The sequence below is a fragment of the Rhizobium moroccans genome (assembly GCF_057559155.1).
Genome location: NZ_JBHFJG010000007.1, coordinates 133,242 through 146,090, shown reverse-complemented (window position 1 = coordinate 146,090; position 12,849 = coordinate 133,242). Strand labels below are relative to the sequence as shown.

Annotated in this window: 11 protein-coding genes; 5 read left to right on the top strand and 6 right to left on the bottom strand. The window is 63.6% G+C overall.

The window, feature by feature from the left end; genetic code table 11:
* Window positions 1–32: 32 nt before the first annotated feature.
* Window positions 33–1,865, bottom strand: coding sequence for a methyl-accepting chemotaxis protein (locus ACE04I_RS05480; protein WP_046792433.1), 1,833 nt, complete (start codon window positions 1,863–1,865; stop codon window positions 33–35).
* Window positions 1,866–2,089: 224 nt separating this feature from the next.
* Window positions 2,090–2,497 carry a lysozyme inhibitor LprI family protein gene (locus tag ACE04I_RS05475; RefSeq protein ID WP_046792434.1) on the bottom strand — a complete coding sequence of 136 codons (408 nt, stop codon included), beginning with the start codon at window positions 2,495–2,497 and terminating at the stop codon, window positions 2,090–2,092.
* A 260-nt stretch (window positions 2,498–2,757) separates the two neighbouring features.
* On the opposite strand from ACE04I_RS05475, the gene ACE04I_RS05470 reads away from it, so the two are divergent.
* From ACE04I_RS05470 to ACE04I_RS05460, 3 genes are all read left to right on the top strand, one after another.
* On the top strand, window positions 2,758–3,144 hold the full coding sequence (locus tag ACE04I_RS05470) for an acyl-CoA thioesterase (protein ID WP_046792435.1): 387 nt from the start codon (window positions 2,758–2,760) through the stop codon (window positions 3,142–3,144).
* Between the two features lie 2 nt (window positions 3,145–3,146).
* Window positions 3,147–3,734: a hypothetical protein gene (locus tag ACE04I_RS05465; protein WP_046792436.1), complete on the top strand. Its 588-nt coding sequence runs from the start codon at window positions 3,147–3,149 to the stop codon at window positions 3,732–3,734.
* 66 nt (window positions 3,735–3,800) lie between these two features.
* Window positions 3,801–4,265, top strand: a complete 465-nt coding sequence (locus tag ACE04I_RS05460; RefSeq protein WP_046792437.1) for a cupin domain-containing protein — start codon at window positions 3,801–3,803, stop codon at window positions 4,263–4,265.
* A 27-nt stretch (window positions 4,266–4,292) separates the two neighbouring features.
* On the opposite strand, the gene ACE04I_RS05455 is transcribed toward ACE04I_RS05460, so the two are convergent.
* Both ACE04I_RS05455 and ACE04I_RS05450 read right to left on the bottom strand, forming a co-directional pair.
* A complete protein-coding gene (locus tag ACE04I_RS05455) occupies window positions 4,293–4,655 on the bottom strand; it encodes a hypothetical protein (protein WP_046792438.1) in 363 nt (120 codons plus the stop codon).
* A 175-nt stretch (window positions 4,656–4,830) separates the two neighbouring features.
* Window positions 4,831–5,619: an enoyl-CoA hydratase/isomerase family protein gene (locus ACE04I_RS05450; protein ID WP_046792439.1), complete on the bottom strand. Its 789-nt coding sequence runs from the start codon at window positions 5,617–5,619 to the stop codon at window positions 4,831–4,833.
* 136 nt (window positions 5,620–5,755) lie between these two features.
* On the opposite strand from ACE04I_RS05450, the gene ACE04I_RS05445 reads away from it, so the two are divergent.
* The gene (locus ACE04I_RS05445; RefSeq protein ID WP_082118206.1) at window positions 5,756–6,988 is read left to right on the top strand and encodes a TetR/AcrR family transcriptional regulator; all 1,233 of its coding nucleotides are present in this window, start codon (window positions 5,756–5,758) and stop codon (window positions 6,986–6,988) included.
* 187 nt (window positions 6,989–7,175) lie between these two features.
* On the opposite strand, the gene ACE04I_RS05440 is transcribed toward ACE04I_RS05445, so the two are convergent.
* On the bottom strand, window positions 7,176–8,354 hold the full coding sequence (locus tag ACE04I_RS05440; protein ID WP_046792440.1) for a DUF1501 domain-containing protein: 1,179 nt from the start codon (window positions 8,352–8,354) through the stop codon (window positions 7,176–7,178).
* Window positions 8,355–8,357: 3 nt separating this feature from the next.
* Window positions 8,358–9,818, bottom strand: a complete 1,461-nt coding sequence (locus ACE04I_RS05435; protein WP_046792441.1) for a DUF1800 domain-containing protein — start codon at window positions 9,816–9,818, stop codon at window positions 8,358–8,360.
* 319 nt (window positions 9,819–10,137) lie between these two features.
* Between ACE04I_RS05435 and uvrB the strand changes: the two genes are divergently transcribed.
* Window positions 10,138–12,849: excinuclease ABC subunit UvrB (gene uvrB / locus ACE04I_RS05430; protein ID WP_487206720.1), on the top strand; the 2,712-nt coding region annotated here is incomplete at its 3' end.

The following is a 12,849-nucleotide window of genomic DNA, read 5'->3' as shown; positions in this document are numbered from 1 at the left end:
GCGGGGGGGCTGTCGAAATTTGCGGGTCGGGATCAGGCGGCGCGGGCGCGCGAGCCTGCCTCATGGGTCGCGGTGCCTCGGGCGCCGCCGAGCTTGAAGGCCGAAAGCAGGCTTTGCAGGTAAAGGCTCCGTTCGGCGAGCGTCTGGCTCGCCGCCGTGGTTTCCTCCACCATCGCCGCGTTCTGCTGGGTCATCTGGTCCATCTGGTTGACGGATGTGTTGATCTCCTGCAGCCCGGTCGCCTGCTCGCGCGCGGCGGTGGCGATCGTCTCCACATGCGCGTTCACCCGCTCCACCAGTTCGGCGATCTCGACCAGCGCCTCGCCCGTAGAGCGCACGAGCGTCACGCCGCCATTCACCTCGCGGGCGGAATTGCCGATCAGCGCCTTGATCTCCTTGGCGGCATTGGCCGAGCGCTGGGCAAGCTCGCGCACTTCCTGGGCGACCACCGCAAAACCACGGCCGGCCTCGCCGGCGCGCGCGGCCTCCACGCCTGCGTTCAGCGCCAGAAGGTTGGTCTGGAAGGCGATCTCGTCGATCACCGAGATGATCTGGCTGATGCGGTTGGAGGAGTCCTCTATGCGCCCCATGGCCTCGATCGCGTCGCGGACGATCTCGCCCGAACGGCCGGCGCTCTCCTTGGTGTTGCCCACCATGCCGCGCGCCTCATGCGCCCGTTCGGAAGCGGTGCGCACGGTGGCGGTGATCTCGTCCAGCGCCGCGGCCGTCTCCTCGAGCGCGGCTGCCTGCTGCTCGGTCCGGCGGGAAAGATTGCCCGTCGCCTCGCTGATGTCGGCCGCACTTTCGCGCACCACATGGCCCGTCTCGGCGATTGCGGCGATCGCGTCATGCAGCGCGCCGACAGCCGTGTTGAAGTCTTCCCGCAGCTTTTCGTATTCCGGGCCGATATCGCCGAGCGAGACGGAAAGATCGCCGCCCGCAAGGCTTTCGAGCGCGCGGCCGAGCTCGTTCATGGCGCGCGTCTGCCGCTCACCAGCGGCCGTCAGCGTCCGCTCGTTTCCGGCGCGTTCGGCGGCGATCGCCCGCTGCTGCTGGCTCTCGCGGGCCTGCAGCGCGGCGCGTTCTTCGACGCTGTCGCGCAGCACCACCAGCGCCCGGGCCATCTCGCCGATCTCGTTTCTCTGGTCGGTGCAGGGAACCGTCACGCCCGCCTCCCCGCCGGCGATCGCCTGTAGCACGCCCTTCACCTTGCCGATCGGCCCGGTGACGCTGCGCACCACCACATAGGCGCCGGCAAGCAGAACCAGCATTCCGATGCCGCAGATCGAGGCGAAGCGCATGGCGTCGCGCCAGAACATGGCATGCAGGTCGTCCACGTAGACGCCGGTGCCGACGATCCAGCCCCAGGGCTCGAAACCGGCGACATGCGAGAATTTCTCCACCGGCTCCTCGGCGCCCGGCTTCGGCCAATAGTAATCGACGAAACCCTTGCCCTCGGCCTTCACGGTTTTCACGAATTCCACGAACAGGAACTTGCCGTTCGGGTCCTTGTCGTCGGAAAGGTCGCCGCCGTTCATTTCCGGCTTGATCGGATGCATGACCATTGTCGGGGCCATGTCGTTGATCCAGAAATAGCCCGTGCCGTTGCCGTAGCGCATGGTGGCGACGATATCCTTGGCGGCGGCCTGGGCATCCTCCCGGCTCATGGCGCCGGAGGCTTCGAGCTTGTGGTATTTGGCAAGCACCGTCAGCGCGGCATCGTTCATCTGCGCCAGCCCCGCCTTTCGCTCCACTTCGGAGGAACGGTAGCTCTGGAATAGGCTGAAGGCCATCGCCCCGCACAATATGGCGAGCGAAAGCAGTACAAGGCAGCATAGCCGCCAGGAAATGGTAAGACGCTGCATGGAATTCCCCCTCCCTTGCAAATTACCGCAAATTCTAATGGAGGAACCTTACCAGGTCATGAAAGCGGCTCCGTCCGCGGCCGGAGGAATAGAGCAAGGGAATGGAGCAAGGGAATGGAGCAAGGGGAATGAAGCCGCGAACAAGCGCATCCGCTCGCGTGAACGCTGCCGCGCTCGGCAAGAGTGATACGCTCACGCTGCCGCTATTTCAGCTCGGTCAAGTATCAATTCGCCGCTGGAACCGGGCAGCTCATGTCGCCCTCCGGGCATTTCAGATAATATTGGAAGCTTTCGATGCGGACCTTGGTCAGGTTGTCGAGGCACATGCTGGAAATCAGCGGATAGGCGGTGCCGCCGGCGACTGGGGAGCTTGAGAAATTGCATTCGGCGTCGCGGAACGCGACCCAGGCCTTCTGAGCCGATACCAGCAGTTTTTTGGTATCGGCATCGTCTTTCAGGCGCCCCTCGATTTCCCGATAGAGCTTGTTCAGCTCGGCATCCGATTTCTCATATGCCTTCCCGGCGCAGATATTCATGTCCGTTTGATTGGTCAGATCGCCGCAATTTTGCTCCGCAAAGGCAAAAGTCGAGGTCGCCAAAACCATGGCGGTCGTCAGCAGTGAAACTCTCATCGGCCTTCCTCTCCTTCAAATGAACTCAACTGCAGGGCGATCAACCGCGCCTACTCCCATGTTACAGGTAATTTTCCGGGTTACGATCAAAGTTATCGAATTCTAATGTAAGCGTTAACAACCCATCGCTGTTCTACCCCAGAGCGGCACACCGGGCGCGAGCAGCCTCCACGCGGCCACAACGCTCTGGATCAAAACCGCCGACGCAGGCTAGTCTCTCCCTGGCCGGAATCGTCGGCTTTCATTTGCAGGAGTACAGGATGACCGAGACCAAGCCCACCGGCGAACTCACCTTGCGCACGCTCGCAATGCCCGCCGATGCCAATGCCGCGGGCGATATCTTCGGTGGCTGGGTCATGGCGCAGATGGACCTTGCAAGCGGCATCCGCGCCGCCGAGCGCGCCCGCGGTCGCGTGGTGACCGCCGCCGTCAAGGAGATGGCTTTCCAGCTTCCGGTCAAGATCGGCGATACGCTGAACGTCTATACCGAGATCACCCGTGTCGGCCGCTCGTCGATCACCCTCCAGGTGGAGGCCTGGGCGCATCGCGCCCGCTACCGCATTCTCGAAAAGGTGACCGCCGCCACATTCGTCATGGTCGCGCTCGACGAAGACGGCCGGCCGGTGCCCGTGCCACCGGAGGAATAGTCATGGACCCGATCCCCGCCGCGGAAACATTCCCCCATATCCGCATCGTCATGGGCATGGTGGTCAGCCTCAGCATCGCGCGCCTGCTGAACGGCCTTGCCGGCATCGTGCAGCATCCGAAGGAAGCGCGGCTCTACCTCACCCATCTCGGCTGGGTCGCCTTCATGATGCTGTTCCTGGTGCATTTCTGGTGGTGGGAATACCGGCTGCACGAAGCCCCGGTCATCGGCTTCGGGGCCTTCCTGTTCCTGATCCTGTTCTGCTCGCTCTTCTTCTTCCTCTGCGCCCTGCTCTTCCCCACCTCCATGAAGGATTACGACGGCTACGAGCACTATTTCTTCTCCCGGAGGAAATGGTTTTTCGGCCTCTTCGCCGGCCTCTTGGCAACCGATATTCTGGATACGATCCTGAAAGGACGGAGCTATTTCGCCTCGCTCGGCTGGGAATATCCGCTGCGCACCGGGCTCTACATCGTGCTCGCCCTGATCGCCGCCTATACCGCCAGCCGGCGCTATCACGCCGCCTTCGTCGTCTTCGCGCTCGCCTACCAATTCTACTGGATCTGGCGGATCTACGATATTTTGACGTGAGGCCGAGGAACGGCTGAACGCCCTGCGGAATTAAGGTTATCCGACATTCGAACAGGGGTAGTCGCAATGAGCAGCATGGAAGGACAGGAGTTCGTTCTGGCCGGCGTCACCATGAAGCTCCTGCTGTCCGGCGAACAGACTAACGGCCAGTTCTGCCTCCTCGAAAATACGAGCTGCGGAAACACGAAGACGCCCATCCACGTCCACGCGGGAGACGATGAAACCGTCTATATCATCGAGGGCGAACTGACCGCCGTGGTCGACGGCAAGGCACGCCGTTTGACCGCCGGGCAAAGCCTTTTCCTCGAGCGCGGGGTGCCGCATCAACTGATGAACACGAGCGGCCGGCCGGCACGCTATATCCTCATCGATACGCCGGCGCTTTTCGATAAATTCCTGAAGGAAGCCGGCCGCGAATTGCGGCAGGGCGAAACGGCCGGGCCGCCGACGCCCGAGGAGATCGACCGCCTTCAGAAGGCTTCCTTGAAGTACGGCATCACCCTGCTGCCCGGCTGGCCCGCTCAAGGTTGACTAAAAAGGCCATCAGGCTGCGGCTCCTCAACCAACCGAGCCGCCTCCTAGAATAGGCATCGATCCCAATCCCAGTATGTCATTGACCAGCGCTACCCCGATCCCGACGGCGACGACGGAGAGCCCGATCAGGAACAGCCGTCTCGCGCGGTCGTATTTGGCGGCGATCAGCGAGTCCCGCGCCAGAAGATCGGCAAAGACCTTGACCTGCAGGGCAATCCCTATCGTCAGCAACAACATCGGCACGATATCGATCCTGCTCCAGTCGTTCGGATTGGAAACCCAGCGGCTGATGAAGCTCAAGGAAAAGCCGAGGATAATGCCGGCAGCCGTCAGCGAGCCGTTGCGGAATGTCGCGTCGATCCTCTCCTCTGGACCGGGCTCGGTCATGACACTTCTCCGGGTGTTCCCTATCCAAAGAAAGGCAGAAATTCCCGGAATCAGCAAGGGCAGCGCTCACCGCGCATCATGGAGCCATTACGCGCAGCCTTTCGCGCAAAGGCCATGATCCGACGGCTGCAACGATCCGACTAACTCCGAGAATTGATGTCAGCACCGGATCGAGTTACTTCCCGGAGAACTGGATTTTCGGGATCGGCTCATGTTTCCGTACAGCCGCGACTGCAATGGCCATTCCCTCTGCCCCGTCTTTGGTGTCGAGGATGCCAGCGCCGAGCTGGGTGGAGATGATGTCGGCAGCCGAGACGCCACCGGTAGCCCAAGTGCGGATGAGCGTACGCGCCTTGCCGTAAGAGAGGGTCGGCCCTGTCGCGAGATGCTGCACGAGTTCGTCGGAGACTTGCTCCAACTTGCCGTCGGGCACTAAATGGGTTGCGATACCCAGATCGACTGCGACCTTTCCGAAAATTGGCTCCGAAAGCAGAACGAAGCGCGTGGCGAGTGTTTTGCCGACGCGATCGGCGAGCCGCTGCACCCCGCCTGCCATGGGAAGGCCGCCGACCGATACTTCGGGGAGGACGAGTACCGCCGACTCCGCCACGACGAGGAAATCGAACGCCAGGAGCAGTTCAAAGCCACCGCCCAGGGCCATCCCTGCTACCGAAGCAACCGTGGGGACGGGCAGTTCCTCGATGAGACGGATCGAAGCCAGGATGTCGGCTGCAAACGCTTCGAGAAATTTCGAGCCCTTGTCCCCGATGGTACCCAGATCGTCTGCCACGGCAAAGTTGCCGGACGCGGACGCCAAGTGAAGGACGCGGATGTCGCTTGCATATGCCTGGCGAACGGCGGCCCGCAGCGACGAGGGAAAGTCGGACCCTGGCTCGCTGTCCGCATCACCGAGCAAGATCAGCTTGCCCACCGCACCGTGTTGCTCGAAGCGGAACGAACTCATGTCTTACCTCCTAATTTACTGACTGATCTAGCCAGGCAGGCCTAACGCCTGCTACAAAACGGCTGGTGTCTCACGCCGCGATTGGCGGATGACCAAGCCTGTTATGTTACGTACGTTACAAAATGGAAGACTGTCAATGGCTCGTCCTCGCGCGTTCGAAGAAAGTGAAGTGCTCGATCGCGCAGCGGACGTATTCGGTCGCCGGGGCTACGACGGCTCGACCATGGCGGAACTGACGGCCGCAATGGGCTTGAACTCTCCCAGCATCTACGCGGCTTTCGGAAGCAAGCGCGGGCTTTTCGACGCCGTTCTCAGGCGCTGTAGCGCTCGCGAGGACGAGCACTGGGAGTGGGCGCTCACAGCCCCCACGGCCGAAGAAGTCGTCAAGCGCTTGCTGACGACCTCGCCAGCGCAGGAGTCTAGCCGCATACTCGTTCATGCGGGCTTGGCGATGAGCAGTGAGAATGCCGACATTCCCGCTGCCCTGCTTCATCGCCGCCAATCGGCAGAACTGAAACTGCAAGACCGGTTCGAAGAGGCGAAACGGAGTGGCGAACTCCCTGTGGACGCTGATGCCTCAGGGCTGGCGAGCTATGTGACGTCGGTTCTCGGCGGCCTCGCCATGAAAGCCGCCGGCGGCGCGCCGCACGACGACTTGCGGGAGAGTGCCGAACAGGCGATGGCGGCCTGGCGGGCGATCAGCGACGTTGCGGCCGCCGCGAGCGCTTCAACGAAGGGGGCGGCACCGGCAGGCGAGCTAGGCCGCGATCCGCGAAGGTTCAATGCTGACACGGCACTTGATGCTGCCATGAAGGTCTTTTGGACCAAGGGTTTCGCGGGCGCATCGTTGAATGATCTCACTGAGGCTATGGGAATCACTCGACCCAGTCTCTACGCCGCATTCGGCAACAAAGAAGCATTGTTTTTCAAGGCCCTCGACCTCTATCAGGCACTTCGTAAAGACTACCTGACTGAAGCGCTCCAAGCTCCGACGGCACGAGGCGTTTTCGAAGCGCTGCTCAGGGGAGCGCTACGCGATCAACAGGCAGAGGGGCAACCGCGCGGCTGCCTCATGGTTCTTAACGCAATGCAAGGCGGTGATGAGGCGCAGCCCATTCGCAACGAAGTCCTCAGGCGCCAGGCCATCGGGCGCGACTTGCTCGCGGCCCGGTTTGAGCGGGCCAAACGCGACGGCGACCTGTTGCCGACCGTCAATGTCGAAGGTCTCGTGCGTTTTGTCCAAAGTCTGATGCACGGCATCCTCATGCAGGGAGGGGCCGGCGCAAGCCAACGGGAGCTTGAGGCGCTGGTTGAGAGCAGCTTGACCATGTGGACCGCATCCGCCGAATTACCGATCAGTAAAGATTAGGTTCAGCCAATCTGTCGAGATCTTTACCGATCGGTATCTTGTCCTTCTTTATCGGGGACTTGCAGGGATTGGAGTAGCCATCGTGGAGGCCACACACTCGCTGCGCTCACGATTTCCGTGAACCAAAGATGCGCGCAGCGACTGAACGGGTTCGTTCAACATCCTCGTCCGGCCTAACGGGTGCCCCCTACCCCCTCAGATAAATCGAGGCGCGGTCGAAGGCGAGGCCCGGGAAGACCTTGCCGGTCAGGTCCTCCGGCGTGACGCCGAACTGGCGGAACAGCATGGCGGCGGCCACTTCGCGCACGTCGCCGGTCGGCATCAGGTCGCGGCCGTCCAGCAGCTTGTCCTCGGCAAGGCCCGGCCACTGGCCCAGCACCTTGCCGCCCGGGAACCCGCCGCCGGCGATGATCGCCAGCCCGCCGGTGCCGTGGTCCGTGCCGCCGCTGCCGTTCTCGCGCGCCGTGCGGCCGAACTCGGTCAATGCCAGAACCACGGTCTGGCTCCAGGCTTCGGGCCCAAGCGTTTCCTTCAGCGTCGTGATCGCCGTCGCCAGATCACCGGCGGCGCGGGCGAACTGCGCCTTCTGGCCCGCATGCGTATCCCAGCCGTTGATGGAGAAGCTGGCGATCCGGTATTCGTTTTTCAGCATACCGCCGGCAAGCCGGGCGATATCCGCGACCTTGGCGCGCGCCCTGCCCCCGGAATTGAGGATATCGGCGGCGGCATCGGCATTCCTCGCCTCCGCAAGCGCGCGGGAAAAGGCTTCGTCCCCCGCATAGAGCTGTTCCAGGAAGGCGATCTCGTCGTCTGCAAGCGTGAAATCGGATTGCGCCGACCAGGAGTCGGCGGCGTTCGGGCCTGAGAGGATCAGTTCCATCGAGGTGCTGACGTCGATCGCCTTGCGCGCTTCCGAACGCGGGATCACCCCGATGGCGCGGTTCAGCCAGCCGCTGCGCTCGCCCTTGCCGTTGCCGCCGGTTTCCAGCATGTCCTGGCCGTCGAAATGGCTGCGCTGGTTGCGATAGGGCGTGGAGACCGCATGGGCGAAGGAAAGCTCGCGCGTCTGCCAGAGCGGCATCAGCGCCGAGGCGACGGGGTTGAGGCCGAAGAATCCGTCGAGATCGAGGAGCCCGGCATCGGGCGTCAGGCCGAGCTTCGGCCGCAGCGCCGCAAAGGCGGGATCGGCATAGGGCTGCACGAAATCGAGCCCGTCCATCGCGCCGCGGAGCACGATGGTCACGAAGCGGCGCTCTCCCGGCATGGCGGCGAAGGTCACCGGCGTCAGGACGGGGGCGGCGGCGGCGCAGCAGGCGCCGGCCAGAAAGCCGCGCCGGGACAGCAGGAATTTCTTGCTATCGGCCATTGGTCATCTCCTGTTGAACTCGGGCGAGGCGAACACCATGGTCAGCCCGTGCGCCCTGCTGGGCGCCTGTTCCACCAGCCGGATCGTATCCTCGCGCGCCGCATCGGCGAGCGCTGCCCGCAAGAGATCGGCCGGCTGCGCGCTGCGGCCGAGCGTTTCGGCCGCCATCCGCGCCCAGGCGATCCGCTCGCTCACCTGGCTCGGAGAGACCCAGGTGGCCGTATCGTCGGGAAAGCCCGCCGGGCTCGGCGGCTGCCAGACTGGCTGGCCCATGCGCCGGAGCGCGCCGATGGTCAAGGTACGCGCCAGCGACCGGCCCCGCTTGGCCTCGCCCTCGTCGGCCTGCGCCGCCATCGCGCCATCCTCTTCCTCGTCCTCTTCCGCTTCGGCCTCGCGCAGAAGCTCGGAGAAATCCTTGTCCGGCACGCCGAGCGCCCGGATGCCCGAGACGATGAATTCGAAGGGCTGCTTCACCTTGCGGCCCTCCTCCGTCCAGGCGCGGGGATGATCCAGCATGGCCCGGTAGACGTTCGTCAGGTTGCCGTCGCTCTCCGTCCACGCAGCAACCATGGGCTCGATCACTTCGGCCGGCGGATCGTCGGCGATGAAATGCGCCACCAGCTTGCGGCAGATGTGGCGCGCCGTCTGCGGATTGGCGGCGAGATCGTCGAGCATGGCGAGATGATCGTTCTCCGGCTGGCCTTCCTCGCCATAGGTCTTGCCGAGCAGCTTGATGGCGCCCGGTTCGGCGAGCCGGCGGCGATAGGTGACCTCCAGCGTGCGCGTGTCCACCGTCAGCCCGGTCAGGATCAGCGCGGCGGCGCGCACGTCGGCCTGCCCGTAGCCGCCGTCGGCGCCGAGCGTGTGCAGTTCCAGCAGCTCGCGGCCGAGATTCTCGTTCAATCCCCGTTCCGTCTTCTGGCCCACCGGCGATTCCGGGCCGACGGAGCGGTTCTGGTCGAGATAGATCAGCATGGCCGGATGCAGCACGGCCGCATGCAGAAGATCGCGGAAGCTTCCGCCCACGTTCGGGCGGATCGCCTCCACCTCGTGCAGCGGCACGACCATCCGCATCAGGAAGGATTTCGCGGCGCTGGTGGCGAAATGTCCGGCCCAGAAGGCGGCCAGCCTCTCATAGAAGCCATAGGGGGAATCGACCGTCTGGGCGATCCGCGCCATCGCGTCGCGCTGGTAGATCTGCTGGGCCTCGCGCTGCGTCTCGCGGCGCAGGTCGGGATTGGGCTTGCCCCCTTGAGCGGCCTTCGCCTCGGCCGCCCGCACCGACAGGATCTTGCCTATCGTCTCGCGCCGGCCGGTTAAGCCTTCCCGCGGAAAACGCGGCTTTTCGGCCAGGCCCTGGCGCACCTGCTTCATGAGGTCGTCAGGACCCGCTACCGGGTCTTCGCCGGCGCGGAGGCCGTAGCCGTAGCGGATCGCCGCCATGGTCGGGACGGTAAGCCCCATCGATGTCACCTGTCTATTTTTATTGCCAGAGAATACGAGTTCGCGGAGGGTTAAGGATTGCGGAGGAATGTGGCAGAAGCCTTGGTTAAATGTGGCTATTTTGCGGCATCAAGCAATTGTAACCGACCGTAACAAATCGAAAGGCGAAAATTGGGCGGGGAAGCGCTTTTGCAAATTTCCCGCCTTGGCCGCACTACACCGGAGCCATGGCGCGGCGCAACTGCGGCCCCCCGTCAAACCGCAATTTCGTTTCCCTTTTGTACCTGTTTTGTGACCTCACCCTCTTCCCTTTCCCCGCGACTATCTCCATATTTGCGGCATGGCCAGATCTCCGAAGAAATCCCCAGCCTCGAACGGTTTCGAGGAAGCCCCGCAATCGTCGTTTGAAGGCGCTCCCCTGTCCGGATCGGTATCCGACTGGGTGAAGCAGCTCGAGGCCGAAGCGGAAGCCTCATCGGTCGAGACGCAGCGCGAAATCGCGTCGAAGGCGGGCAAGCACCGCAAGAAGATCGAGATCGAGGCGCGCGAGGAAGCCATCAAGCAGGCGGCCAAGGACGCGGCGAAGTCCAAGCCTAAAACGGCAAAGAACACCACCGCCTCCAAGACCGCCCGCGGCGTGTCGATCGGCGCTTCCTCCGACCCGAAGACCCGCGCCGCCGCCGGCCTGAACCCGGTCGCCGGCATGGATGTGTCGCTGGAGGATGCCGGCAGCCTTGCCACCGGTTCGGTCACTGCCACGGTCGAGGCGCTGTCGGCGCTGATCGAATCGGGCAATCCGCTGTTCAAGGATGGCAAGCTGTGGACGCCGCACCGACCGCATCGTCCGGAAAAGTCGGAAGGCGGCGTCACCATCCGCATGGCCTCCGATTACCAGCCGGCCGGCGACCAGCCGACCGCCATCCGCGACCTCGTCGAGGGCATCAACAACAACGAACGTAGCCAGGTCCTGCTCGGCGTCACCGGCTCGGGCAAGACCTTCACCATGGCCAAGGTGATCGAGGCGACCCAGCGCCCGGCGGTCATCCTCGCGCCCAACAAGACGCTCGCCGCCCAGCTCTATTCGGAGTTCAAGAACTTCTTCCCCGACAATGCGGTGGAATATTTCGTTTCCTATTACGACTATTACCAGCCGGAAGCCTATGTGCCGCGCTCCGATACCTTCATCGAGAAGGAATCGTCGATCAACGAGCAGATCGACCGGATGCGCCATTCCGCCACCCGCTCGCTGCTGGAGCGCGACGACTGCATCATCGTCGCCTCGGTCTCCTGCATCTACGGTATCGGCTCGGTCGAGACCTATACGGCCATGACCTTCCAGATGTCGGTCGGCGACCGGCTGGACCAGCGCCAGCTGCTGGCCGATCTCGTGGCCCAGCAATACAAGCGCCGCGACATGGATTTCACCCGCGGCTCGTTCCGAGTCCGCGGCGATACGATCGAAATCTTCCCGGCCCACCTGGAAGACGCGGCCTGGCGCATTTCCATGTTCGGCGACGAGATCGACGCGATCACCGAGTTCGACCCGCTGACCGGCCAGAAGACCGGCGACCTGAAATCGGTCAAGATCTACGCCAACTCGCACTACGTGACGCCGCGCCCCACCCTCAACGGCGCCATCAAATCGATCAAGGAAGAGCTCAAGCACCGGCTCGCCGAACTGGAAAAGGGCGGCCGCCTCCTGGAAGCGCAGCGGCTCGAACAGCGCACCCGCTACGATATCGAAATGCTCGAGGCGACCGGCTCCTGTGCCGGCATCGAGAACTATTCGCGCTATCTCACCGGCCGCAATCCCGGCGAACCGCCGCCCACCCTGTTCGAATACATCCCCGACAACGCCCTGCTGTTCATCGACGAAAGCCACGTCTCCGTCAGCCAGATCGGCGGCATGTACCGGGGCGATTTTCGCAGAAAAGCGACGCTTGCCGAATACGGTTTCCGCCTGCCCTCCTGCATGGACAACCGCCCGCTGCGCTTCGAGGAATGGGATGCCATGCGGCCGCTCACCATCGCCGTTTCGGCCACCCCCGGCAATTGGGAGATGGAACAGGCTGGCGGCGTCTTCGCCGAACAGGTGATCCGCCCGACCGGCCTCATCGACCCGCCCGTCGAGGTCCGCTCCGCCCGCTCCCAGGTGGACGACGTGCTCGGCGAGATCCGCGAGACCGCCGCCAAGGGTTATCGCACGCTCTGCACCGTGCTCACCAAGCGCATGGCGGAAGACCTCACCGAATACCTGCACGAACAGGGCATTCGCGTCCGCTACATGCACTCGGACATCGACACGCTGGAGCGCATCGAGATCATCCGCGACCTCCGCCTCGGCGCCTTCGATTGCCTCGTCGGCATCAACCTCCTGCGCGAGGGCCTCGACATTCCCGAATGCGGCTTCGTCGCCATCCTCGATGCCGACAAGGAAGGTTTCCTCCGCTCCGAAACCTCGCTCATCCAGACGATCGGCCGCGCAGCGCGTAACGTCGACGGCAAGGTCATTCTCTATGCCGACAACATCACCGGCTCGATGCAGCGCGCCATGGACGAGACCGCGCGCCGCCGCGAGAAGCAGATGGAATACAACATCGCCAACGGCATCACGCCGGAATCGGTAAAGGCCCGCATTTCCGACATCCTCGACAGCGTCTACGAGCGCGACCATGTCCGCGCCGACATTTCCGGCGTCTCGGGCAAGGGCTTTGCCGATGGCGGCCACCTGGTCGGCAACAACCTGCAGACCCATCTCAACGCGCTGGAAAAATCCATGCGCGACGCCGCCGCCGATCTCGATTTCGAAAAGGCCGCCCGCCTGCGCGACGAGATCAAGCGCCTCAAGGCCGCCGAACTGGCGGTCATGGACGACCCGATTGCCAAGCAAGAGGCGGCGAGTGCCGAAGGCACGAGGGGGAGCCGAAAAAATGAGGAGGCGCGCGCTGTCGAGGGCAGCAACAAGAAGAGCAAGGGTGCCGCGGGCTCAGCCAACTCCCTCCCCCTTGTGGGGAGGGTTGGGGAGGGGAAAGCCACGATCGAGGCCCCGCCC